The sequence below is a fragment of the Barnesiella sp. genome, assembly GCF_022723415.1.
GTDB classification, from domain to species: Bacteria; Bacteroidota; Bacteroidia; order Bacteroidales; family Barnesiellaceae; genus Barnesiella; species Barnesiella intestinihominis.
In genome coordinates, this window is record NZ_JAIJHU010000003.1 from 52,449 (window position 1) to 78,624 (window position 26,176).

Genomic DNA, 26,176 nt, shown 5'->3' on the forward strand with positions numbered 1-26,176 from the left:
ACCTTTTTTATGGACAAATATATATACCCGTCAAAAAACGCCCGGAATGAAATCCCAAGCTGCGAGCCGAAAAAAACTCCCAATCATGGGCTCGTGTACAAATACCCGCAACTTCGATACGGGACAAATCGACGCCACAAACCGTCAACTCCTCCACAGCAGCCGCCCACAAATCGATATGAAAACGACCCGACGGATAATGATGCGCTATACGATTTACATCGAAACCCTCCGAGTCAAACGTTTGTACCACCTCATCGCCCACTTCGAAATTGTCGGGGCCAATCGACGGCCCCACCGCAACATACAGATCAGACGGAACCGTACCATACATATTAACCATCTCATCGATCGACCGTTGAACGATATGTCCGGCCATGCCTCGCCACCCGGCATGAACAGCAGCACAAGCCCTATGAACGGCATCGTAAAGCAAAACGGGGACACAATCGGCCGTCGACACAGCTATCGCTACGCTCGGACAATCGGTCATCACGGCATCGACACCGTCTAAACAAGCTGTTTGTTCTGGCTTAGACAACCGAATGAACTCGTCGGTTATAGACAGAACTTTCGTTCCGTGAATTTGGCGCGGAGAAATCAACGTATCGATACCTAACGAGCGACAGAGCCTCTGTCGATTTGCGATAACCCTATCGGGATTATCCCCGGTGTATTCACCCATATTATCCGTAGAATACACATCACCGTGAACGACTCCGTTACGTGTCGTAACGAACGTAACGACTCCCGGCAGTGCATCGAACGAAGGAAACGAATACCACCTGCAATCCTTATTCTCGTGTAAAACCATTACCAGTCTTCTTCCTCGAAATTATCGTCGCCCGGCTCGTCGCCACTTTCGTCACGTTCCAAACCCGTATCAAAGTTATCTTCCTCCTCGACCCGATGGCGCTCATCGAGATTACGATGGGTCAGTGTCATCACCCGGTTTTCCTCATCGTTCAACTCACGCCACAACACATCTTTCAACTCGGTAATACCCTGTCCCGTCACCGATGAGATAAATACGACAGGCACATCGGGCAAATCGTCCTTCATCGCCTCGATCAACTCGTCGTCGAGCATATCGCACTTGGTCACGGCAAGCACCCGCTGTTTATCCTGCAAATCGGGATTGAAAGCGGTAAGTTCGCGAAGCAAAATATCATACTCTTTGCGAATACTATCGGTATCCGCTGGAACCATAAACAACAATACGGCATTGCGTTCCACATGCCTGAGGAAACGCAATCCAAGCCCCTTTCCTTCGCTCGCTCCCTCTATAATTCCGGGTATATCGGCCATGACAAACGACCGATTATCTCGATAGGATACGATACCCAAATTCGGTTCGAGAGTAGTAAAAGGATAATCGGCTATTTTAGGACGAGCCGCCGAAATCGTAGATAACAATGTCGATTTACCCGCATTGGGAAATCCTACCAATCCTATATCGGCAAGCAATTTCAACTCCAAAATAACAGTGCGCTCCACGGCCGGTTCTCCGGGCTGGGCATATCTTGGGGTCTGATTGGTCGCCGATTTGAAATGCCAGTTTCCCAAACCGCCACGGCCGCCTTTCAAAAGAACTACTTCCTCACCGTCTTGTGTAACCTCACACAAAAACTCACCCGTATTGGCATCGAAAACCGCCGTACCACAAGGAACCTCTATGGTCTTATCTTCACCGTCTTTACCGAAACTTCTGTTCGCCCCGCCGGGTGAACCGTTACCGGCAAGTACGTGACGAGAGTATTTCAGATGCAACAAAGTCCACAAATTACGGTTAGCTCGTAAATAAACATTTCCTCCCCGACCGCCGTCACCGCCGTCAGGACCGCCCTTAGGCACATATTTGGCCCGGTACAAATGCATAGCACCGGCTCCGCCCTTACCCGAACGACAAAGTATTTTCACGTAGTCTACAAAATTCGACTCTGCCATAATTGATTTATTATTTTTCTTTTGGATTAAACGATACAAAAATAGTTATTATGCAAACAACCCTAAGTGGACACATATTGCAAAAATAGCTATAATAAGTGAAATTATAAAATCCCAAGCCAAACGGAATGAAATATAGCGAGAATCGATTTTTACAGATTATAAAATAGTTAACATCGATAATACGCGGCTCTATAAGAATAATAAATATTTCTATTTTTGGACTTTTTCACTATCCGGGTTCGGAAATAGTTTCAGATTGTATTAATATTATTATCTTTGCGGCATACTTATTAGATAATTTGAATTATTATGAAGAAAATTGTTACTCTTTTTGTCGCAATAGCGGCATTTTGCGGGTTCGCTTCAAAAGCAGAAGAAGCCACTACTTTCGAAGTGAACAGAATTAAGTACACCGTAACCGGAGAAAATTCGGTAGGTGTCTCGGGATTAAACGAAAATTATGAACCCGGAGAGGTAAAACTTACCGAAGTAATTATTCCTTCCACGGTCGAAAATGCCGGGAAAAACTATACCGTCACTTCGGTCGAGGAGTACGCTTTTCGGTGGACATCGGGCATTCTGAAAATAGAACTTCCCAATACCGTTACCGAGCTAAAAAACAACGCCATCTATTACAACGATGATTTGGAAGAAATCGTTTTGTCGGAAAACATTACAAAATTAGGAGAATACTCTTTGGCATCGAACCGTAAACTGAAAAGCCTTGCCATTCCCGCCGGAGTAACCGAAATTCCTCAAAGCTGTTTTGCCAGCGACGAAGGATTGACGAGCATTACTTTCGCCAGCGATTTTACATCTATTGGCAACGGTGCTTTTTACAAAGCCGGTATGGCCGAAATAACGATTCCGGGAAGTTGTAAAACAATCGGCAACAACGCCTTCCAACTCTGTCCGAACTTATCCAAAGTAACATTGGGCGAAGGGGTTGAAACGCTGAACGAAGGAGCTTTCCGTGAATGTGCAAAGCTCACGGAAATCAATCTTCCGGCGAGTCTTAAAACAATCGGACAATATGCCTTCCTCAACGATGTAATGCTCTCGTCTGTAAGAATTCCTGTTGGGGTAACCGAAATAGGAAATGCCGCTTTCTCGAATGTCGGTGTCACAGCTTTTGAAGTAGAAACCGGCAATACCGCTTGTCAAGCCATAAACGGAGTTTTGTATTCGGCAGAAGGAAATATCCTCTTGGCGTATCCTCTGAATGCGACAGCCACAGAATACACGATTGCCGACGGTTGCTTGGGTGTAGGAGAAGGAGCATTCGCTCATACCACTCTTCAAAAAGTAATCGTACCCGAAGGGATGCGAGCTTTTGATGACAATGCATTCTCCGAATCTTCTCTTGCCGAAATCAATTTTCCCGAATCTTTGGTATTATTCGGTAATCAAGCTTTTGCAAAAACCCAGCTGACAACAGTTGTTCTCCCAGAAAACATGACAAACGTATATGAGGGTACATTCGCTCAATCCACAAAACTTCAATCGTTAACGATTCCCTCTGGGATTCGCACCATTGAGTCGTATGCCTTCAATGGGTGCACTGCGCTTACCGAAATACATTGTTTAGGAGCGGAACCGGCCACACTGAACTATTACGAAGGTTATGACCACCCTTTCAATGGTATCGATGCCTCACAAGTGAAAGTCTATGTTCCGAAAGGATTTAAATCGGCCTACGAATCCTCTGAGTGGGGATACCAATTCGACAATATCATCGAATCAAATACAGGTATTTTCCTACAAGAAAGTACCAACCCGGCCAACGACGCCGAAATGGAATCGATCGGGACTATTGAAATCACTTTCCCCGAGAATGCCTCTCTTGTAGAACAATTTCCTTCGGTAAAAGTAGTTAAAGGACAAGAGCTATACGGAGAACCGGTAGAAAACGCAGGCGGTTGGATGGCATTCGCCAGTGGTAAAAAAGTAAATGTATTCCCTGCCGACGAATATCAGGAAGGTCCACAACCCATTCCTATGGAAGACGGTGTAGACTATTACGTCACCATACCGGCCGGAATAGTAAAAAATGCCGAAGGTTCTTTGAATCAGAAAATCGTCCTTCACTTCGTCGGTAAAATCGAAAGCGGCGTAGACCAGATAGAAAGTAACGACTGCTTTGTTACAAATAACAACGGTACGCTCAATATCGTATTAGGAAACTTAACCGATTGTACGGTCGAACTGTTTAATGCTACTGGAAACCTTATCAACAGCATTAGTCATGCACAAGGAACAGCGACTCTTCATGTCGAATCTAACGGACTCTATATTATTCGTATCGTATCGGGCGACACGATAAAAACTTTCAAAATCGTAAAATAAAACAGCATTATAAAATAAAGGAGCGATATTCAAATCGCTCCTTTATTTTATTACACCATTCCTTTTATACTAGTTTCTATACAAATTCTCAATAATAATTTATACGCTGTAATAAATGAGGATTCTGATATATAAATTTCTCTATTTGATCTCTATATTTCAATAATATTCCCAAACCTTCTTCGACCTGCATCGCTGCTTCAAACTGCATTTCTTGCAATTGATCTTTCCGTATATACGTTTTATAGAGCATGATAGTATCCGAAATTCTTTCTCCAAAGAGTATACCTTTTTCTGTAATTCCTAAGTGATTATTCGTTAACTTCTCCGTAGGGAAAGGAATACTACATATATTCCCGTTATTTTTAAAAAATTCTTTTATTACTTCTTTTTTATCCAACGACACATCATACAATTCTCGCTCTCGATAACGGTCAAATAAATGCGATGTAAAAAATGCATATTCATTATCCAAAACTCCACCCCGTGTCAACAACATATATCCTTTACTATTCCTATAAAGTAAATAAACCTGTACATAAGGATGATTTCCCATTTTTTGAAACTCCTTCCACCCATGAGAGTATGGAATAACACAAAATGTTGTAAAATCATCAATTTTATATATTAATTGTGTAAACCAAACATTCTCTGCTCTTTTATTTCTAATAAAATAACGACGTATCTTATTACAGTCTACTCTATCTTTTATACGTTCCTCCATAGAAGAATGGATTCTATCATACCATACACCCTTATAATCTCTTCAAAGCTCATTGTTTCCACTATCATAACCCAACGAATAAGATTCTAAAACCAGCTTTATTTTCTCTTTTTCCATATCTTTTAAATGACGAGAGGGAGTAAACGTAGTTACGCTCTCCCTCGTACATATCTCTTTCCAAAAAGAAATTATAATTCCGATATAACCGACTTAATAGATTTGAAAATATCATCGACACTACCCATACCCTGTATAGCGCGATATTTTTTCTCTTTTTGATAAAAATCCTTCAACGGTTTTGTCTGATTGTGATACACATCGAGCCGCTTTTGTATTGTTTCCAAGTTGTCATCGCTACGGCCCGATACTTGTCCCCGCTTCAACAAACGGTCGATCAATTCTTTCTCCTCCACTTCAAGCCCCAAGACAACATCTACTTGGGCATTGCGTTCGGCAAGCATCCGAGTCAATGCCTCGGCCTGAGCGATAGTCCGAGGAAAACCATCGAATATAACCCCTTTCTTGGATTCCTCATGAGAATCGAGCACATGCGCCAAAATATCCACCATCAACTCGTCAGGAATCAACTGCCCCTTAGAAATATACGAATCGGCGGTTTTTCCCAATTCAGTACCCCGGGCTATCTGTTCACGCAATACATCTCCAGTAGAAATATGAAACAGCCCATATTCTTCGATAATTCTCTCGCTCTGAGTTCCCTTTCCCGAACCCGGAGCGCCAAAAATAACTACATTCAACATTTTACCTTATATTAACCTATTAAACCTCTTATTTCTTATTCCGATACCACATAAATATCCTTTAAATTACGCCCCTGCTCATCGTAATCGAGACCATACCCTACTATAAAAGCAGGAGGAATTTCAAGAGCTACATAATCGGGCTTCACATCACATTTCAAAGAATCGGGTTTAAACAGCAACGTGGCAACCTTTATCTCTTTCGGATTATGAGAGTTCAATTGCTGCAATAACTGTTGAATGGTAAAACCCGTATCGACAATATCTTCTACCACAACTACCGTACGACCGGTGATATCTTGCTGTAACCCATATATTTGCTTCACCTCTCCGGTCGAGTGCATACCCTCGTACGACTTCATTCGGATAAACGATATTTCGGAATCGATAGTCATTTCACGAAAAAGATCGGCTGCAAAAACAAATGCGCCGTTCAACACACATAAAAAAAGTGGATTCTTACCGGCCAGGTCTTGATTCATTTTCGAAGCGATACGTCCCACTGCCGCCGCTATTTCGTCCCGTGAAATATACGGAGTGAAAAAACGGTCTTTAATCTGAATTTTTGTGTTCATTGGTGTTATACTGAATGTTTCGCAAAGGTATAATAAATCGTAAAAACTTGGAAACGATAATCTATATTTTTACAGAATCGCCCCCCGATCATCATTCGCCCCGACAAAATGTACCATTTCCTTTTTTCTCACTATATTTGCAAATAAGATGCGGTTCGACAAGTCAAGTCGGAAATATAATTTCCGCTTGCCTTTGCACTCACCTTTTGCTATATTTGACCTTATCAAAAGACTCCATTGAGATGAAAATATTTACGACCCAGTCAACCAAGCTACTCGACCGATTAACCATAGAATACGAACCGGTATCTTCCATCGATTTAATGGAACGAGCAGCCGAAGCTCTCACTTCCGAAATATGTAATACGATTTCTCCTTCCCAACGTATCTATATTTTTGCCGGTCCGGGAAACAATGGAGGAGACGCATTAGCCACCGCCCGATTGTTAATTGACCGGGGATATAAACCCGTCGTATATCTTTTCAACACAATGCCCAACCATCGTTTATCGGCAGATTGTGAACAGAATCGAGAACGCCTGAGGAGAACTGGTCATAACGATTTCTTTGAAATAACCAACCAATTTACACCGCCGGTTGTCAATTCCGGCGACTGCGTGATAGACGGCCTCTTCGGGGCCGGGTTGAAAGAACCCTTGACAGGAGGATTCGCATCTTTGGTACGCTATATCAATGAATCGGGGGCTTTTGTCATTTCCATTGACATTCCGTCCGGATTATTCGGCGAATGGAATCCCGAAGCATCAGAAGACCGTATTGTCAAAGCTCGATTAACCCTCTCATTCCAAATGCCCAAATTGGCTTTCTTTTTTGCTGAAAACGCAAAATTTACAGGGGAAACCAAAATACTCGATATACGCCTTCACCCTCGCGCCATCGCCGAAACCGAAACTTGTTATTACCTAACGACAGCAGAAAATATAGCTCGTAACATACGACATTCCCGACCCAAGTTTTCGGATAAACGGGATTACGGACATCTGCTATTGGCTGCCGGGCAATACGCCATGATGGGCGCTGCCGTATTATCGGCAAAAGCAGCGTTACATAGTGGAGTCGGATTAGTCTCGGTACACTCGCCTCGATGTGCCAATCTCATTCTGCAAACGGCTGTACCCGAAGCAATTTTCTCTCCCGACAAAGGAGAGAACCATATCGAAGAAATTCCTGTCCACCCCCGTTACTCGGCAATTGCAATCGGACCGGGAATGGGGTGTAACGAAACGTCCGTATCGGCGCTCATGCATTTAGTCAAAGAAATACGCCAGCCACTCGTGCTCGATGCCGACGCCTTGAACTGCATTGCCCGTGAACAAAGCCTTTTAAGATATCTGCCGTCCCATACCATACTCACACCGCACATTCACGAACTCGAACGCATGTTCGGCCCCATGACCGACGATGCTTCTCGACTGAAATGTATCACACACGTAGCCACGAAATACGATATAATCGTCGTCTTGAAAGGGGCGAATACCGCCATAGCTTTGCCCGACGGAACCATACATTTCAACTCGACCGGGAATCCCGGAATGGCGACAGCCGGCAGTGGAGACGTGCTCACAGGGATAATCGGCTCTTTACTGTCACAAGGATACTCTCCCGAAGATGCCGCCATCATAGGCGTGTACCTCCACGGAGTTGCCGGAGACATAGCTGCTCGGGAGTCGGGAGAAGAATACATTACAGCCAGTGATATTATCAATCACCTCGGACTGGCTTTCAAGCAGATAAAATCCTATCAGGTATGATAGAATGTCAAAACATTTTATATCTTTGCATGAGATGCGAAAATAGGAAGCCTTCGGTATAGCCGAATATTTTTAAATTCGCTTCTGACTCGTATTATTTTATTTCATAACATCATCAAGAGAATCAAATGAAATATTTTATTCTAACTCTCGGACTGTTCCTTACGACGAACATCGGATTTGCCCAAGAAACAAAAAGACTCACTGCCGAAAAGCATAACGAGTACGGACTTATATACTCTCTCCCGCAAACACATCTCGATATAGAAGTGGTTGCCACAAAAACGACACGCAAAGCCGGCCCTTATTACCAATATGCCGAAAAATATTTGGGAATACCGGGAGCCATTACACAAGACTCCGAAGAATGGGCGTTATCTTCCGTCAAAGTTACACCCTATGGAGTACCCGATCCCGAAGAACAATATCTGATGCAATTCAAACCGGGCGGTAATGGATATATCGTCTTAGATGAAAACGGACTTCTGCTATCCATCAACACCGAACCGGTCATCGATTCGATCGTCTCCACTGCACCGAAACAAAAACAGGAATCGCCGTTAGACAACAACGAATATGCAAAAGTCTACTCCGAAGAACTACTCATGTCGGCTTCAACGGTAAAAATGGCCGAAGTGGCAGCCAAACAATTATACCGTATCCGAGAGAGCCGCCTCAATTTGGTAACCGGTGAAGTCGATGAATTACCGGCCGACGGAGAATCGTTCAAACTTATCATACAACAACTCGATGAACAGGAGGCTGCTCTCACGGCATTGTTCATGGGGACAACGCAAACCGAGACAATCATCAAACATTTCGATTATATCCCCGTTGAAGAAGTTACAAACGACATCGTTTTCCGTATTTCGGATTTATATGGAATCGTAAAGCCGGAAAATCTCAGTGGAGCCCCCGTATATTTATCTCTGAAAATCACCGAAGAAGGAGAGCTACCCATCGATAACAAAGGGAACATAAAAAAAATGCCCAAAAACGCCGTAGCGTATGCTATTCCGGGGAAAGCAGAAGTAATACTTTCCGACGGTAAAAAAACGCTTTTCAAAGAGAATTTACCAATCGCACAATTCGGTGTCGTATTCGGATTGGATCCTTCTATATTCACCGATAAAAAAGCCCCTTCTTGTGCGACATTCTATCCGCAAACAGGAGCTATCCGGCAAATAGGCAAATAATATGCTTTTACCATACATGAAAAGTGGGTTGGCAGAAGCCGGTTGCGACGAAGCAGGACGAGGCTGTCTGGCAGGTTCGGTATATGCAGCCGCCGTAATATTACCGCCGCACTTTCGAAACGAATTATTAAACGATTCAAAGCAATTATCCGAAAAGCAACGTTACGAGTTGCGTCCCATTATCGAACAAGAAGCCGTAGCATGGGCCATCGGTATCGTCACCCCCGAAGAAATCGACCGCATCAATATTCTCAATGCTTCGTTTCTGGCCATGCACCGGGCTATCGAACAACTGAATCCGCAACCGCAGCATCTTTTAATCGACGGTAACCGATTCAAACCATACCCCGACATTCCCCATACTTGCGTCGTAAAAGGAGACGGTAAATACGAAGCCATTGCCGCAGCCTCCATTTTAGCGAAAACATATCGAGACGACTATATGAACCGATTGCATGAACAATATCCCATGTATGACTGGAATCGGAACAAAGGATATCCCACAAAAGTCCATCGTGCCGCCATACGCCAATATGGACCTACACCCTACCATCGCATGTCCTTTCAACTGCTTGAAAGGCAACTCTCGATTTTTTAAATGCAATCATCTCTATACAAAAACCGCCGATATTAATCGGCGGTTTTCTATTCTCATCTTCAAAAGGGGAAAAATCATCTCTTCATGATTTTTTTCGTCGATACCTTTCCTTGATCGGTCACTACTCTCAAATAATAAATACCAGTCGGATAAGAGGACATATCCACTGTAAAAAGATTATCCGAAACATATACTTGACGACCGGTTCCGTCAAATATTTCTATCTTCTGAATATCGACACCCTCCACATACAAAATATCGCTTACGGGATTAGGATAAATACGGACCGACAAATCATCAACAACTTTTGTAATACCCGAACTTGCATCGGTAAACAACATTTTAACATCGGGCCACATGGTACTTCCAGAATACCCAATAGGAACTGCATTCGGATCTAACACCTCACTGTCATCAAAAGCAGAATAAAAGCGCGAACGTTGCGGATCACTGTCATAAAAGCCATACGTACCTTTGAACGATATATCGTATGACGTAGAACCCGGATTACCTTTAAGAATAAGAATAACCAAATTCCCTCCCTTATACGAATAAGGGGTAGTCAGCTGGAATATCCACTCTTCGTCGCCGGGTGTGACAGAAGCGGTTCCATCGAACACCAAAGTCATCTCATCGGCCGGAATAGAAGTCTCGGACAAATCCTCCAACTCGGTCTCACCTACCCATATTTTCACAGGAATATTCGAGTAGCTTGTTCCTACCGAAGAGAATCGATACGATATCATCTGCAAAGTACCGCTTTTCAGTCCTACCTCGTCTTTATAATAAATGGTCTCACCAATCGACTCACCCGTCATGAACGACACCGGGAGGACCGAGATTTCTTCATCATGATCACCTATCGAAATAAATTGGCTGCCCTCTTCAAGTACTGAAACCGATAGCTCCTCGGAACTGTTATTCGTTTTATCATCGTCACCGGCATATTCAATCTCCGCATGAATTTTGATATCACCCGATTCGGAAGACGTGAATTTCATATCGAATACAATACTCTGCATTGTCCCGATTTCGACTCCGTCCATTTCTGCCAATACCGAGCCTGCGGCATCCAATAATTTTACTTTATAGTCTGTTGCAGCGACTTTGTCCACCCCTTTATTCCTTATCGTGAATGCATAAATCGTTTCAGACTCTGCTCCGGGATACAAATCTCCCTTCAATGATACCGCCATAAGATCGTGCGTTTTTTTCTCAGTTACGGTTACATCGGCTTCCCAACCTTCGTCTCGACTCATAACATCGGAGTAAAAAACAAAGGTGAGAGCTCCGTCGATACTGGTCGATTCCAAAGAAACCAAAGCAGAAGGAACAGAAGTAGATGTAAATTCTCCAATCAACGGCGCATTGGTGTCAGCCCCATCGAAAATATACAAATAATCGCCATACGTATCCGTCACAAATTGCTTGAACGAGACATGCACCAAACCGTTAGAGTTTTGAGGGCGTATCGTAAGCGTATCGTTCCGAGTGTTCGGATAATAGGCATTCGGTCCAGCAGCATCATAAAAATGATAAGTTTTTCCGCTCTCAACGATAGCCTCACCGTTTGTCATTACAATCCAGTCAGCCGGTTTCACAATAATCGGAGCGGCAATAGACACAGCTCCATTTCCCATATCGTTTACTGCATAAATCGAATAAGTATAAGTTCCGAATCCCGGAGTATCGGTATAAGACGTAGCCGATGGATCGGATATTTCTATTTCATTCGAAGCAGAACCATTGGAACGAGTGATAACATATTTCGTAATACTACCCGGATCAAATGTCCCGCCATACATACCTTCTCCGGGAGCTTTCCACGTCAATATAGCCTCGTTATCTCCTTGTTTCACCACAAAATCGACCACCTTTCCCGGTGCATTTTCCCCTACATAAGTAGAAACATCATCGCTATCGACTCCACCATCGCCTTTGGAATTTACGGGAACAAACCGATAACTATATAATCCGTCTTGTAGATTCTCATCGGTATATTCCATAGATTGTCCTGTCTTATCGGACGAAACGGTCACGGTTGTCACCAACTCTTCTCCTCGATAAATCTTTATTCCTGTAAGTTCGGTCAAGGCTTTACCTTGTGCATCAAATGAAGGATTCCTCCACGAAAGAATAGCCGAATTGCCCGAAGCTACCACCTTACGGTCCAAAACTCTGTCCGGCGCTCCGACAGGGACATGGATATAAGGAATAAACATACTTGCCATACTGTCATCGCCATTTTTACCCACACCACCAATAACAGTGGCCGCACCAGTTGTTATATCGACCGTATAGAGCTTGTAGTCGCCACAATTCAGCCAATACAAAATTCCTGTATTTCGATCGAAATCCATACTTTGAGTAAAAGCCGCATTCACTCCGGTAGCTCCGATCAATGTACAGGCGGCTGTGGCTTTATCTATACGATAGAGATTATCGTCGGTAGAAATACCATACATCGTCCCATCGACATGGCAAGCCAATGCCAACATATAAACAGACATTGTCGAAGTTTGGAATGCTCCTATCTGCTTCGTCTCTCCGGTATTAAGGTCAAGAGTCATCAAATATTCGGCTCCATTTTTAATACCATACATGGTGTTCGTCGTGTAATCATACGTCATTTCTACCAAATGGACTCCATTAGTAGAAATAAGAGTGCGTGTACCATCGTTCATATCAACAGTATATAGACCTTCCAACGACGATTGTGTACCCGGTTTTGTCACCTGCGCATACCATTTATAATTAAAATAAGTACCTGCATAAACAGCCCCCAGAGTGGATTGATCGGCTATGAGTTCTACAACTCCCAGATTATCCGACGAAAATTTCACCGGGCCTTTTTGTACATTGACAGGATTGCTTTGTTGCCAATTTCGATAAGCATAAATAGTTGTCTGCGCTTGAAGCGAGCTAACGACGCAAAAACACAGGGAAATTAGGGCGTAAATTTTCTCCATAAATAATAAAATATTAGTTTAGCGATTAAAATTATTTTATTCCAATACAAAAATACGGATTAATTATAATAATTTTAAAGCAATCTTCGTTACATTCTTATATTTTATTATTAGCTATAATTCAATCGATTAAGTAAAACATGCGTTACTCAACGCAACGATAACTACAATTTTATCTCTTGGAAAAGTTCCTCTACGGTAATATACTTATGCATCTTGTCATTGATTCGTTTACGCAAAACTCTAATGGCAGAAACCGAGACACTGCGACAAGCAGCACATTCCTTAGTATTCAATCCAAGAGAACTTAGACAAAAGAAATAAAACTCCTCGTCGGAGAATGAAAAATAAGCAGTAAGAAGTTGATAAAGTAACGCATACTCTTGACGTAAGGATTTAAATAGCCTGTCCCGCAACGATATTGTAAGGAAAACATTTCCTCCTTCGATATATTCGGTTACCTCCTTAAAAAATTCCGATTTCACAAATCGTTTGTTTTTCTGTGCTGTAATCTCTCCTATCCGTTCTACGATCTCCCGTTGCAATGCCTCTGTTCGTTTTTCTATTTCCGTAGAAGTTTCCCGATTATTTTCTTCCTCGACTTCGATGTGTTGTTTATTCGGGATAATTTTCCTTCTAAAAAAATAAAACAGAAAAATACTCACTAAAACGACAACAACGGCTGTACAAACTATACTTAATAAGGTTCGGTCATGTATTCTTCGGGAATATTCCACATTCATATTGTTTATCAACTCACCGTAAAATGCCGAATTGACCTTTGCTGGTTTTACCATTCCAGCGATGGAATCGCATAACGAATGATACAACCCGAGATATACACTATCGCCAGTCATAGCATACAAGTTCTCATAGGCCGAAGTCTTCGTATAGATATAATTACTACGAGCTGCCTTTTTCGTGTAATAAATAGCAGAGTCAATATTTCTTTCTCCACAAAAGATACTACCTCTTACCAAACAACTTTTATAGAATAATACTGAATCACGACAAAGAGGTCTGATTTCAGAATTATATTTCATTGCAGAAGCATAATCTCCCGATATCAGAAAATAGTAAGAAAGTGCATTTTTAGTTTTATAAAGTTCTTCCTCACTCTCAATTTGGGGAATCAACTCGATTGTTTTTAAAAGAGTTGTATCAATACCTCCCTCCTTATCTACATAGTAACATTTCCATAAGCCACGATAAGACTCAGAAAGCTGACTTTTATCCGAAAGCATGGAATTGAATGTAATAGCCTTTCGGAACATTTTTTCGGCCTCCTCATTTATATTGCTTTTAAAAAGCAACAAAGCAATCCGATTATAGTAAGCCCCCAAAGCATCAAAGTCTGATATTCGACTGGAATCCAAGCTACTAATTGCAGACAAATAATAAACGGCCGCCGAATCGAACATATTTTTATCCTCGAAAGCTACCCCCTTCTCAAAATAAGTCGAAGCCTTATCCGCCTCTACTACTCTACCTGCACAAGAAAACAACAGAATAAAAAGGGAAAATACCGATATGTAATGAATTAGCCTCAACATCTTTTAAGAACCATAAATTACCCTTCTTGCAAATTTAGAGAAAATATCCAACCTTACAAACAGTGATACCCGTCTCACCCTTAATAAAATCACAAAAACACAGGGCTCCCGTTTCCGAGAGCCCTAAATATATCATATTATAGAAAAGACAAACCGACTATTCGGCCACTCTCTCCAACCATTTAAGCATACCTAACATTACACCCATCGATATCAAACATACGGCAAAGAACACTGCCCAGCATTGCCAAATAGGCCAAGCGTTGTACATAAGGGGACCAATCCACAACAACAAATTGCCTAATGCAGTCGCTCCTAACCACAAACCCTGACAAAGTCCCAACAAATGTTTGGGAGCCACTTTGGATACAAACGACAAACCGAGAGGCGAGATGAACAACTCGGCTACCGTCAAGAAGAAGTAAGTTACGATAAGTACCCACCAATGTGCTTTCTGAGACATTTGCTCAGCGACCGGGAGAAGTTTGAAATCGTCGGCAGAAGGATAACCTTTTAATACTGAATAGATCACCAAGAATAAGAATGCCAATCCGGCGATAAACATACCGATAGCAATCTTACGGGGTGTCGATATTTCTTTTCCCCGACGGCTCAACCAAGCGAACAAAGCCATAACAATAGGGGTAAGCGTAATAACGAAGAAAGGATTGATTGCCTGCCAAATCTCCGGAGCAACTGCGCTCGAATCTACAAAATCGCGTGCAAAGAAAGAAAGAGACATACCATTTTGGTGGAACGAGAACCAAAAGAAAATAACGATACCCAAAACGGCGAACAAGGCAGCCATACGTTGTTTGATTTCTTTGGCCATTGCCCGTTTCTCCTCGGCGGTATACGATTGGGACTCCACTTTGGTCTTTTTGCCCGGAGTAGGAAAACGTCTCTGGTAAGCGACAAAAATTATCAAAGAGATAACCATAGCGACAACCGACGCTATAAACGAATAGTGAATACCCTCGTTAAAAATTTGAAGATAGTTTTGACAAGCACTCGTCAGTTCTGCCACGTTACCGCCCGCTGCCGTCATAAGGGCATTAAGGTTATCCAATGCAGCCTGACTCATTTGGGTTCCATTGTTAATGAACTCGTGGCAAAGTGCCGGAAGTTGGGCATTATAGGCCATTCCGTTCGCTCCCAACCACCATTCTCGCAAAAGGGGCGCAATAAAAGGAGCAATCAAACCACCCACATTAATAAATACATAAAAAATTTGGAATCCGCTATCCCGTTTGCTTTTCGCAATCTTCAAAGCCTCATGACCTTGTTTTGCAGCCTCTGCCTCAAAATCGTCATACAACTGCCCCACAATAGCCTGCAAATTTCCCTTAAACAAACCATTACCAAAAGCTATCATAAACAATGCAAAACAGGTAAGCGGAAGCAACCAAGCTATATTCGTACTCGTTGCTAAAATCGGAATAGACAGCAGCACATAACCCGTTGCCATGATTATCAATCCGGTTCGAATCGTTCCTTTGTAATTCTGGGTACGGTCGGCGATAGCACCTCCCACCAAAGCCAACAAATAAATACCCGCATAAAAGAATGAATATATAGTACCCGATGTCTCCTCGCTTAGTCCGAATTTAGAACAAAGAAACAATACCAATACAGCATTCATAATGTAGTAGCCGAAACGCTCGCCCATATTCGCAAGAGCCGCCGCAATCAACCCCTTAGGATGTCCTTTAAACATAATAACAGATTTTAAGTATTAAATGAATTAATTGTTTTTCACTTTAAAAGCCAAAGCATACATGCGCATTTGTTTAACCATAGCCACAAGCCCGTTCGAGCGAGTCGGCGATAAATGCTCGTTCAACCCTATTCTGTCGATAAAATAAAGATGAGCATTCAAGATCTCATCGGGAGTATGGCCGGATAAAACCCGTACCAACAACGAAACTATCCCCTTCACGATAATCGCATCGCTCTCCGCTTCAAAATAAACGGAACCCTCTCTATAATCGGCCTGCAACCATACCCGGCTCTGGCAACCTTCGATTAAATTTTCGGGAGTCTTATATTTCTCGTCCAAAGTAGGAAGGGCATTGCCCAAATCGATCAGCAACGCATATTTGTCCATCCAATCGTCGAATACCGAAAACTCCTCTATAATCTCGTCTTGTATTTCGTCGATACTTTTCATATTATTCATTTTTCAATCATTCTTCATAAAGAACCGTCAACACGGTCTGGCCTACGGCTTTCAACGTCGACCGATCTATATTTCTCATTGTATCGTCTACCGTATGCCAATAAGGAGGAAAACCCGTCTCTGTATCTCGATGACATGGAATAATATCGATACTGGGTATTCCATAACGGTTTACATACAAATGGTCATCGGTAACATATCCGCCGTCCTCCTCGATAAAATAGTTTCCGTACCCCAATCGCTTCGCCGTATCCCATACTTGCGCCACAATTCCGGAAGCATAATACTTCGAAAATAACTCTCGTCGAAATTGTGCCCCGGCTCCGCCCACCATATCGAGTAAGATCCCGAATCGGGCCCGATATCCCGGCTTATGAGGCCGACGTGTCCAATACTGTGTGCCCAATGCCCATGTGTTTTCGTCGCTCGACTCGCTCCAATAGGGAACACCGTAATCCTCGGCATCGAAAAAGGCTATATCGACACCCGTGTCGGGCTGTCTCTTCCCTATCTGACGAGCTATTTCAAGCAATACGCCCACTCCGCTCGCACCATCGTCGGCTCCGGCGATAGGCTGACGATGTTTACTCTTATCCGGGTCGTTATCGGCGTATGGACGAGAATCCCAATGAGCGAACAATAAAATGCGATTTTTCTTTTCAGGAGAAAACGAACCTATGATATTCCGTATAGAAAGCTCTGTCCCGTCATAAGCCGTAACCGTTCCTTGCTGCACTTCTACGACAGCGCCATGCCGAGCCAACTCGGAAGATAAATAATCGGCCGTTGCCAAATGTGCCGGAGTGTTGGGCACTCTGAAACCGAACTGCACTTGACGTTCGATATAAGCATAAGCACTATCCGTATCAAAAGAAGGAACCTCTATCGACACGCTATCCGTATCCTTTTCCTCGCTATTTTTTACCGACTTTGCAGAACAAGCGACCAACCCGACAATTAAAATTAAATACCCGGCCTTACGGTTTACTGTTTTCATCATGCTCAAAAATAAACATTCTGATAAAAACTCGCAAATATCCCGGCTATTTTATACAAAAAGATAAATCCACCGACCGCTCACCGACAGAAAACACGACATCTGCCCCCTCGATCATCGGCAAATTATCCGAGACATGCCCCACCGGAAAATCGAAACATACCGGATAATCATACTCATCGACCATTTTACGAATCAACTCATACAATGTACCACCCAGACCTTCGTTCTCGGTATACTCGGTAAACCTACCCACGATCAATCCCGACAACGAAGCCAAACGACCGGACAGTTTCAAGTTATAAAGCATGCGTTCTATTTTGTAAGGAGGCTCGGCTATATCTTCTATAAACAAAACCGTTCCAGGCAAAAATATATCATACGGAGTAGAAATCAATCCGCACAAAACCGCCATATTTCCACCCACCAACATTCCCCGTCCCTCGCCGCAACGGTTCAACGGGTGAGGATTTTCCTTGTATTCGGGAATTTCTCCGAATAAAATTTGCCGTAAATAGTGCGTACAACGATTATCCGCCGGCTCGGTAGTCAAATGCTTGCACATGGGAGCATGCAACGACATCACCCCACGGCTCACACAGAGAGCATGCAAAGCCGATATGTCGCTGAATCCGATAACCCACTTCGGATTCCGAGCAATATCATCGGTCAATCCGTCCAACAAATGAACAGCCCCATATCCGCCACGGCTGCACAAGACAGCCTTCACAGCAGGATCGTACAACGCATGGCGGAAATCGTTCATTCGTTCATCTATCGTCCCCGAATAAACGCCCGAATGATCCAGACAGTGAGAAGAAACAGTCACACCGAGCGACCAACTTTCCAAAACGCCGGTCGCCCCTTTCACATAATCGGGATTGATAATACTCGCAGGCGAAACAATGGAAACGCTATCGCCGGGGCATAAAAATTGAGGTCTGTACATCATCAAAAATCCAATATTTTAAATCGTTTCTTATCCGACTCCTGTACATAATGTTGATAATGCCACCATTCATTAGGAAGCGGATAAAGCTCTTGTTCTCGCATGACTGCATACAAAAATCGTCGATTGTGATAAGCCGCCTCGCTTATCCTACCTGTCTTCAATAAATAATCGTCGTCGACCGTATGCGCTTCTTCTCCAAAAAAATCATACGGACTGCCCATGTCCAATGCGACGCCATCGCTACCGAGTATCGATAAATCGACAGCCATGCCGTAATTATGGAAGCCTCCCTCATTGTAAGGATTAGCCACATACTGCTCTTGCGGTGTACCTCGCACTCGCTCGAACATTCTGCGCTGTATGCTTAACGGACGGGCGGCATCGTAAATCACCAACCTATATCCCGGCTTTAACTCCTGTAACCGGGCATGTACCCGGGCCAGCCGTGAAATCATATGAGGCAATAGATAGGCTTTTCTCAAATCGGGATATAAAATTTCACCCATAAAATTATCGGCCGTAGCGTATTTCAAATCTACGACCACATCGGGAATGGCAGTTTGAATATCGACCAACCCCGCCTGCTCGAAATATTCCTCATAGTTGATCACCATACGGCTGTAAATCCATTATTGGGTAATAAAATCTCATTATTGTTTTCTCCGTGCCTAAACGAGTATCTGTTATGTCCATACGACTCTATCCGATAATTATCGGTAAAACTTACTAAATGAAGCTCTTCCTTAGAGGAAGGTAAAGAAATAGACACATCGGCATGGCGCGTGAGCTCGGGCACTTTAAAGTAGAATTCCCGTCGTAATGTAGGATAAGAACATTTTATCTTAGCATCGAAATATACATACTCCCCATCGATACATAATACTCTGTCGGGAATATCAGAGGTAAGTTTGATACCTATTGTTGCCGAATTTTCCAACTTCACGAGCTCCACTTCTATGTCTCTTACGCAAATTGGAACATTTCCCAAATAAAATTCTACCGAATAGTTCAATAAAGAAACTGCATTTTCAACATTCAACGACTCAATAAAAGAAAGACACGACAATTCTTCTCTCAAAAAGAAAACCTCGCCTTGCTCTTTCTGGAAGAAAGGATTCTCATTAAAAGCAAAAAAGCATGAAAATTTGGTCAACTTATTCTCCGTTCCTTTCTTCAAATATTTCTTATAACGCAAAGATTGCGATATGCAAAATCCAGCATCTTTACATCTCATGTACTGTCCAGCCTCATCGTAGAGTTCGTCTTTTCGATTAGGAATAATTTGAATATCATATACCATATCGTCTCTGTATGACGGGTTCTTTAAGATAGACGAAAATACCCCCTGCATATTCTTCGCTAAAAGACTACCTAGCAATCGCTCGCTACAATTATTCACGACATCAATCACTTCTTTGGAATCATACTTCTGAATAATATCCAATTCAGCGCCCAACGATTTAACAATACTATCATCGACCTCATTTCGAAACTCTTCCTTCACTCGTTGTTGCTGACGATCCAAAAGAGGTTTTATCTCTTCGACTATACTCTGGGCAGAGGTTCTTTTCGTAAGTAACTGATAGGTTAACGTAAACAAGAAAAATGCAATAGTCGTACTTATAATAGACGTTAACAAATCGTACAAAAATCCCTCCTGCATTTTCCATGCCTCACAAATAAAACCTATTACGGCGGCAGCCAATGCGACAGCAATGATAAAAAGGGCATACCAATAACGCTCCATCACATTCCGGAATTTACTTTCTCCCTTATCCTCCATATATAAAAACTTCTAAATAATTAAAATCAAGACTCTACTATTCACAAAAATAGCAATCTTTCAATAGTATTTAAAATATCTGTCCCGAAATCTGTGAGACTTCGGGACAAACGACAAAAGCTATAAACAGTTTTATTTTTCTCGCATGAAAATATTGATGGGTGTACCGCTGAAATTCCAATTCTCCCGTATCTTGTTTTCGAGATACCGTTTGTACGGGTCTTTCACCCATTGCGGCAAATTACAAAAGAACACGAACGTGGGGACGTAAGTCTCCCGCAACATGGTCACATATTTTATTTTTACATACTTGCCTTTATGTGCAGGAGGCGGATAATTTTCTATCGCACTCAGCAACACTTCGTTTAATTTCGAAGTAGGTATCTTGGTATGCCGGTTCTTATAAACCTGCACGGCGTTCTCCAAAACTTTATAAATACGTTGCTTAGTCAACGCCGAAGCATAGACAATGGGAAAATCGACAAAAGGAGCAAGACGTGCCCGTATGGCATTTTCGAAAGTTTGAATAGCCTTGTTCGATTTATCTTCTACCAAATCCCACTTGTTGACACAAACCACCAAACCCTTTTTATTTTTCTGTATCAACGAAAAGATATTCAAATCCTGTCCTTCGATACCTCTTGTAGCATCGATCATCAAAATACAAACATCAGAGGCTTCGATAGCTCGTATGGAGCGAATCACCGAATAATATTCGAGATCTTCGGTAACCTTCCCTTTCTTACGAATGCCGGCCGTATCTACCAAATAAAAATTGAATCCGAATTTATCGTATCGGGTATAAATCGAATCGCGAGTCGTACCGGCAATATCGGTAACAATATACCGGTCTTCGCCAATAAACGCATTGATGATAGAAGACTTTCCGGCATTAGGGCGTCCCACCACCGCAAAACGAGGAATGTTTTCCTCTATCTCGGGTTCCGATTTTTTGGTAAAACGTTTCAATATCTCGTCCAGCAAATCGCCCGTTCCCGAACCGCTGGCTGCCGACACACAAAAAGGATCGCCCAGCCCGAACGAATAAAATTCGGCGGCGTTATACTGCCACTCGTTCGAATCAGCTTTATTCGCTACCAAAATCACCGGTTTATCCGAACGGCGCAATATAGCTGCCACATGGTCGTCGAGGTCTACCGCGCCGGTTTTCACATCGACCATGAACAAAATAACATCGGCTTCCTCAATGGCCAAAGCTACTTGTTTGTTAATCTCTTCCTCAAAAATATCTTCCGAGTTAACAACCCAACCTCCGGTATCGATAACAGAGAATTCCTGACCGCACCACTCGACCTTACCGTATTGTCGATCCCGTGTCGTACCGGCTTCTTCGTTGACAATCGCTTTACGAGTTTGAGTCAGACGATTGAAAAGAGTCGATTTTCCCACATTCGGGCGTCCTACTATCGCTACTATATTTCCCATAATTCCACTTTCTTTTTACGGCTCTCACAGCCTTTATTTCTTAATCTTTTATTCAGGTATATACCCGAAACCTTTCAATTTATTTTCCCGACTACGCCAATCTTTCTCCACTTTTACATACAGTTCGAGAAAAACTTTTTTGTCAAAAAACACTTCGATATCTTTCCGGGCCAAAGTCCCTACCTTCTTCAAAGCCGAACCGCCTTTCCCGATAACAATTCCTTTCTGAGAATCTCGCTCCACATAGATAACAGCCATAATATGAATACGATTCTCTTCTTCATGGAATTGTTCTACCGCCACCTCACAAGCATACGGAATCTCTTTATCGTACGTCTGCAATATTTTCTCACGGATAATTTCCGTTACGAAGAAACGAGCCGGCTTATCGGTCAAAGCATCTTTCTCGAAAAACGGAGGTGACGGAGGTAGTAATTCCTGAATACGCTTCAACAAATAGTCGAGGTTAAATTTATATTGTGCCGAAACCGGTATAATCTCGGCATTCGGCAACAACTGTTTCCACTCCTCTACCAACGTTTCAAGAACGCTCTGCTCTTTCAGCAAATCGACCTTGTTGATAACTACCAATACAGGAACCGTCTCCCGAGCCACCTTGTCGAGGAACGATTGGTTTTTCGCAGGAGCTTCCACCACATCGGTCACATAAAGCAAAATATCGGCATCGAGTAATGCCGACTGAGAAAAATTCAGCATCGACTCCTGCAACTTATAATTAGGGACAAGAACTCCCGGAGTATCGGAATAGACGATCTGCATATCCTCGGTATTCACTATTCCCATAATTCTATGACGAGTTGTCTGTGCCTTCGACGTAATAATCGAAATTCGTTCTCCGACCAGTGAATTCATCAACGTAGACTTACCTACATTGGGATTCCCGACAATATTTACAAATCCGGCCTTATGCATAATTCTGTTTTATTCGGTTACAAGTCAATAACTTCTGAATACAAAAGTAGTGAAAATATTCTACCCAACGAAACAACCTATAATCGCTTTTGTTCGAAAACAAGAAAAGACGCATCTCTTTCGCCAAAAGATGCGTCTTTCTTATATCTCGACAAATTTATTTTGCGTCGTATCCCCAAATGAGATAAAGAGCTCCCCATGTAAATCCTGCGCCAAAAGCCGTGAGGACAAGTTTATCTCCTTTTTTGAATTTATGCTCAAATTCGGCCATACACAAGGGGATAGACGATGCACTCGTATTCCCGTACTTTTGAATATTGACCAATAATTTTTCTTCCGGCAGCTTTATACGATCGGCAATAGCCTCTATAATACGCAAATTTGCTTGATGAGGAATAAAATAATCGATCGTATCTACGGACAAACCATTGCGAGCCATCACGCTTTCCGAAGAAGTGAGCATATCGGTTACCGCATGCTTATATACCGCCCGACCTTCCTGATAAACAAAATGTTCATCATGATCTACCGTCTCGTGCGAAGCCGGATGAACAGCGCCACCGGCTTTCATCAGCAAATGAGGCAGTCCCATACCATCGGTATGCAACACGGCATCCTTCACTCCGACTTCCTCGTCGGTAGGTTCTAACATAACGCAAGCCGCAGCATCACCGAACAGTGGACAAGTAGAACGGTCCTTATAGTTAACCATCGACGACATCTTTTCTGCCGCCAAAACAACCACATGCTTATACAGTCCGCTCTTTATATAGGCAGTTCCTGCTTGCAAAGCAACGATAAACCCTGCACAAGCGGCTTGTATATCATACCCATAAGCTGTTTTTATCCCCAATTTTTCCAATACGATCGATGCCGTAGAAGGGAAACGATAATCGGGATTCGACGTAGCACAAATGAGTAAATCCACTTCACTGGGCTTTACTCCTGTTTTTTTCAACAATTCGGCGACTGCTTTTACACCCAAATCGGAAGATCCCGTTCCTTCTCCTTTTAAAATTCTACGTTCTTTAATACCTACACGAGTAGTAATCCACTCGTCGTTGGTATCAACCATATGCGACAACTCGTCGTTTGTCAAAACATAATCGGGAACATACGAGGCAATTCCCGTTATTTTTGCATTCTGCATAATAATAAAATCGGCTTAGTGTGTGAAAAAATGCCCTAAATCGCTTTAGGGCCATACATACTTATCGATAAGAGCTTAAACAGCAGCTTCTTTTTCGATTGCCAATTTTCCTCTGTAATAACCACACTCTCCACATACAGTATGGTATACATGCCAAGCACCACAGTTAGGACAAACTGCCAAAGTTGGAGCCACAGCTTTATCATGAGTTCTTCTTTTGGCTGTTCTCGTTTTCGATTGTTTTCTTTTAGGATGTGCCATTTTTCTATTACTTTAATTATTATCTATTATTTTCTTTAATTCGTCCCATCTCGGGTCAGTTTCCTCCCCTTCGCCGGGCACTTCATCTACAACATCTTCATCATCGTATGATGCGGCATCTTCACTTTCGTCGCTATCGTCCATAGAACGCGCCGCATGTTTACGCAATTTAGCACTCATCGATTTATTGCATTTTCCTGCCTGATGAACATGCTTCAAAGGTATTGTCAGTGCAATGAACTCATATAAAAACCATGCAATATTCAATTCCCCGTCACTTTCAGGAATAACAACCACATTATCGCTCTCCTCGCTGTATTCCGAACCGAATTTCACATAGAGCGTTTCTTGGGTTTTTACCTCATGGTCCATATCGTCCAAACAGCGATCGCACGGAATTTGAATAACTCCTTCCAAATCAAAATCCAGTTCGAAAGAAGCCGCCGTCCGCTTCACTGTCAATTTCACCTTCACCTTTCCTTTTTGAACATCTTCACCTTCGATATTCTTAAAGAACTCATTATCCAATACATACTCAAAATCCTGAGTACCTATCGGCATACTTTTGAGCGGTAATTTATAAGCACTAAATCGTCCCAATGCTATTTGTCGTTAAAACTCCGCAAAGGTATAAAAAATAATCGTTACAAGTCAATCTTTTCGGTAGTTTTTATTTCACATTCACAATTTTTCAAATGGAGAGCCATAATCGATTAGCCCCGACAACATTCAAAAAAAAAAAGATTTTCCAGCCCGACTAAACGACTCGCTTCAATTCGATTCTGAATGTCGTACCTTTTCCTACTTCCGAATCTTTCACATAAATGCGTCCGGCATGATAATCCTCTATAATACGTTTTGCCAAAGTAAGTCCAAGTCCCCAACCCCGTTTCTTGGTCGTGTACCCCGGATTAAAAACCGTTTTGAAATTTTTCCGTGCAATCCCCTTGCCCGTATCTTTTATATCGATATAAATCTGTTGCTTCTCCGATGTCATATAAACATCTATACGCCCTTCCCCATTCATCGCATCGACTGCATTCTTGCACAAATTCTCTATAACCCATTCAAATAAAGAAAGACACACCATCGCACCCTCGGCATCAGAAGGGAGATGAGTCGTAATCAATACTTTATCGGAAACTCTGCGACGCATATATTCTGTTGCATTTTCAAGCACTTCGTTGACATATATCAATTCCATTTCTGGCTTCGAGCCTATTTTAGAAAAGCGTTCGGCTATGACAGACAGACGGTTCACATCTTTATTCATATCCGACAGTAACGAGGGATCCACACCCGACGATTCCAACAAATCCATCCATGCCATCAACGACGAAATAGGAGTTCCCAATTGGTGAGCAGTCTCCTTCGATAATCCCACCCACACCTTATTCTGCTCGGCCTTTTTCGTACTAATCAACGCAAAATAAACGATTAAAACGAACAGGACCATAACACCCAACTGCACGTACGGATAAAAAGATAGCCGCTTTAACAAAATAGAATCGTCATAATAGAGATACTGTTTCTCCCCGTCTCCCAAATTGATCTCTATCAAATTGGATTTACTTTTTAATTGTTCCAGTTTCTCTTGTAAATATTTCTCCGTATCCGTTTCGGGCAAATTCAAATTAAGGTACTGATTTATTTCGCCGGTATCATCGACGATAATCGCCGGTATGGAGGTATTGCTCTGTATCACTTTCAATATCAACTCCATGCTCATTTCAGTCTTGTCACTGGCCAATTCACGCGTCGCTTCGGCCCATATTTCCATTTTCTTTCGCTCCTCGATAGACAAGTCTTCTACAAGGTCATTCGAGACATAAAGTACCCCGCCAACCAGCAAGACAGAAATCAACAAAAAAATCAGTTTCCCTTTTTGTCGGGCATCATAGATATTTTGCATAATATACACTCAGTATTACATATTATATAAACGGTTCCACGACTCGAATATTATTCAACGGCTTCTTAATGTAAAAAAGAGGAGCCTTTCGTTATTCAAAAGCTCCTCTCTTCTCATAC

Annotated in this window: 23 protein-coding genes; 4 read left to right on the forward strand and 19 right to left on the reverse strand. The window is 42.5% G+C overall.

Annotation, left to right across the window (positions count from 1 at the left end):
- Positions 1–7: 7 nt before the first annotated feature.
- Together pgeF and obgE are read right to left on the reverse strand one after the other, a co-directional pair.
- Positions 8–814 (reverse strand): peptidoglycan editing factor PgeF, encoded by an 807-nt coding sequence (gene pgeF, locus QVD32_RS01265; protein WP_021890973.1) that lies wholly within the window; start codon positions 812–814, stop codon positions 8–10.
- On the reverse strand, positions 814–1,947 hold the full coding sequence (obgE, locus tag QVD32_RS01270; protein WP_021890974.1) for a GTPase ObgE: 1,134 nt from the start codon (positions 1,945–1,947) through the stop codon (positions 814–816). The genes pgeF and obgE overlap by 1 nt, the downstream gene beginning before the upstream one ends.
- Before the next feature lie 312 nt (positions 1,948–2,259).
- Between obgE and QVD32_RS01275 the strand changes: the two genes are divergently transcribed.
- Positions 2,260–4,296 (forward strand): leucine-rich repeat domain-containing protein, encoded by a 2,037-nt coding sequence (locus QVD32_RS01275; protein WP_021890975.1) that lies wholly within the window; start codon positions 2,260–2,262, stop codon positions 4,294–4,296.
- A gap of 88 nt (positions 4,297–4,384) precedes the next feature.
- Here QVD32_RS01275 and QVD32_RS01280 read toward each other — a convergent pair whose 3' ends face one another.
- The 3 genes from QVD32_RS01280 to hpt all read right to left on the reverse strand — a co-directional run bounded on the left by QVD32_RS01280 (position 4,385) and on the right by hpt (position 6,356).
- Positions 4,385–5,020, reverse strand: coding sequence for a hypothetical protein (locus QVD32_RS01280; protein WP_021890976.1), 636 nt, complete (start codon positions 5,018–5,020; stop codon positions 4,385–4,387).
- Positions 5,021–5,208: 188 nt separating this feature from the next.
- Entirely contained in the window at positions 5,209–5,781 is a 573-nt protein-coding gene (locus QVD32_RS01285) for an adenylate kinase (protein WP_021890977.1), read from the reverse strand.
- 35 nt (positions 5,782–5,816) lie between these two features.
- Positions 5,817–6,356 (reverse strand): hypoxanthine phosphoribosyltransferase, encoded by a 540-nt coding sequence (hpt, locus tag QVD32_RS01290; RefSeq protein ID WP_008861427.1) that lies wholly within the window; start codon positions 6,354–6,356, stop codon positions 5,817–5,819.
- Positions 6,357–6,598: 242 nt separating this feature from the next.
- On the opposite strand from hpt, the gene QVD32_RS01295 reads away from it, so the two are divergent.
- From QVD32_RS01295 to rnhB, 3 genes are all read left to right on the forward strand, one after another.
- Positions 6,599–8,128: an NAD(P)H-hydrate dehydratase gene (locus QVD32_RS01295; protein WP_118687402.1), complete on the forward strand. Its 1,530-nt coding sequence runs from the start codon at positions 6,599–6,601 to the stop codon at positions 8,126–8,128.
- Positions 8,129–8,256: 128 nt separating this feature from the next.
- Complete coding sequence (locus tag QVD32_RS01300; RefSeq protein ID WP_021890979.1) at positions 8,257–9,324, forward strand: DUF4831 family protein; 1,068 nt, start codon at positions 8,257–8,259, stop codon at positions 9,322–9,324.
- A 1-nt stretch (position 9,325) separates the two neighbouring features.
- Entirely contained in the window at positions 9,326–9,922 is a 597-nt protein-coding gene (rnhB, locus tag QVD32_RS01305; protein ID WP_021890980.1) for a ribonuclease HII, read from the forward strand.
- Positions 9,923–9,996: 74 nt separating this feature from the next.
- Here the strand turns inward: rnhB and QVD32_RS01310 are convergent, their stop codons facing one another.
- The 14 genes from QVD32_RS01310 to QVD32_RS01375 form a co-directional block, all read right to left on the reverse strand.
- Positions 9,997–12,891: a T9SS type A sorting domain-containing protein gene (locus QVD32_RS01310; RefSeq protein WP_021890981.1), complete on the reverse strand. Its 2,895-nt coding sequence runs from the start codon at positions 12,889–12,891 to the stop codon at positions 9,997–9,999.
- 164 nt (positions 12,892–13,055) lie between these two features.
- Complete coding sequence (locus QVD32_RS01315; protein WP_021890982.1) at positions 13,056–14,444, reverse strand: hypothetical protein; 1,389 nt, start codon at positions 14,442–14,444, stop codon at positions 13,056–13,058.
- Positions 14,445–14,601: 157 nt separating this feature from the next.
- Positions 14,602–16,161, reverse strand: a complete 1,560-nt coding sequence (locus QVD32_RS01320; RefSeq protein ID WP_021890983.1) for a peptide MFS transporter — start codon at positions 16,159–16,161, stop codon at positions 14,602–14,604.
- A 27-nt stretch (positions 16,162–16,188) separates the two neighbouring features.
- The gene (locus QVD32_RS01325; RefSeq protein ID WP_021890984.1) at positions 16,189–16,614 is read right to left on the reverse strand and encodes a SufE family protein; all 426 of its coding nucleotides are present in this window, start codon (positions 16,612–16,614) and stop codon (positions 16,189–16,191) included.
- A gap of 16 nt (positions 16,615–16,630) precedes the next feature.
- Positions 16,631–17,620, reverse strand: a complete 990-nt coding sequence (locus tag QVD32_RS01330; protein WP_021890985.1) for a M28 family peptidase — start codon at positions 17,618–17,620, stop codon at positions 16,631–16,633.
- A gap of 46 nt (positions 17,621–17,666) precedes the next feature.
- The gene (locus tag QVD32_RS01335; protein ID WP_118687403.1) at positions 17,667–18,572 is read right to left on the reverse strand and encodes a S66 peptidase family protein; all 906 of its coding nucleotides are present in this window, start codon (positions 18,570–18,572) and stop codon (positions 17,667–17,669) included.
- On the reverse strand, positions 18,572–19,186 hold the full coding sequence (locus tag QVD32_RS01340; RefSeq protein ID WP_008861435.1) for a M15 family metallopeptidase: 615 nt from the start codon (positions 19,184–19,186) through the stop codon (positions 18,572–18,574). Before QVD32_RS01340 ends, QVD32_RS01335 begins: the two co-directional genes overlap by 1 nt.
- Positions 19,180–20,355, reverse strand: coding sequence for a hypothetical protein (locus QVD32_RS01345; protein ID WP_021890987.1), 1,176 nt, complete (start codon positions 20,353–20,355; stop codon positions 19,180–19,182). Before QVD32_RS01345 ends, QVD32_RS01340 begins: the two co-directional genes overlap by 7 nt.
- Positions 20,356–20,487: 132 nt before the next feature.
- Positions 20,488–21,801: a ribosome biogenesis GTPase Der gene (gene der, locus QVD32_RS01350; RefSeq protein WP_008861437.1), complete on the reverse strand. Its 1,314-nt coding sequence runs from the start codon at positions 21,799–21,801 to the stop codon at positions 20,488–20,490.
- Between the two features lie 48 nt (positions 21,802–21,849).
- Positions 21,850–22,734 carry a GTPase Era gene (gene era, locus QVD32_RS01355; protein WP_021890988.1) on the reverse strand — a complete coding sequence of 295 codons (885 nt, stop codon included), beginning with the start codon at positions 22,732–22,734 and terminating at the stop codon, positions 21,850–21,852.
- A 157-nt stretch (positions 22,735–22,891) separates the two neighbouring features.
- The gene (locus QVD32_RS01360; protein WP_021890989.1) at positions 22,892–23,884 is read right to left on the reverse strand and encodes a beta-ketoacyl-ACP synthase III; all 993 of its coding nucleotides are present in this window, start codon (positions 23,882–23,884) and stop codon (positions 22,892–22,894) included.
- A 75-nt stretch (positions 23,885–23,959) separates the two neighbouring features.
- The gene (gene rpmF, locus QVD32_RS01365) at positions 23,960–24,145 is read right to left on the reverse strand and encodes a 50S ribosomal protein L32 (protein WP_008861440.1); all 186 of its coding nucleotides are present in this window, start codon (positions 24,143–24,145) and stop codon (positions 23,960–23,962) included.
- Between the two features lie 12 nt (positions 24,146–24,157).
- Positions 24,158–24,745, reverse strand: coding sequence for a YceD family protein (locus QVD32_RS01370; protein WP_046409980.1), 588 nt, complete (start codon positions 24,743–24,745; stop codon positions 24,158–24,160).
- 157 nt (positions 24,746–24,902) lie between these two features.
- Positions 24,903–26,057 (reverse strand): sensor histidine kinase, encoded by a 1,155-nt coding sequence (locus QVD32_RS01375; protein WP_021890991.1) that lies wholly within the window; start codon positions 26,055–26,057, stop codon positions 24,903–24,905.
- Between the last annotated feature and the right edge of the window lie 119 nt (positions 26,058–26,176).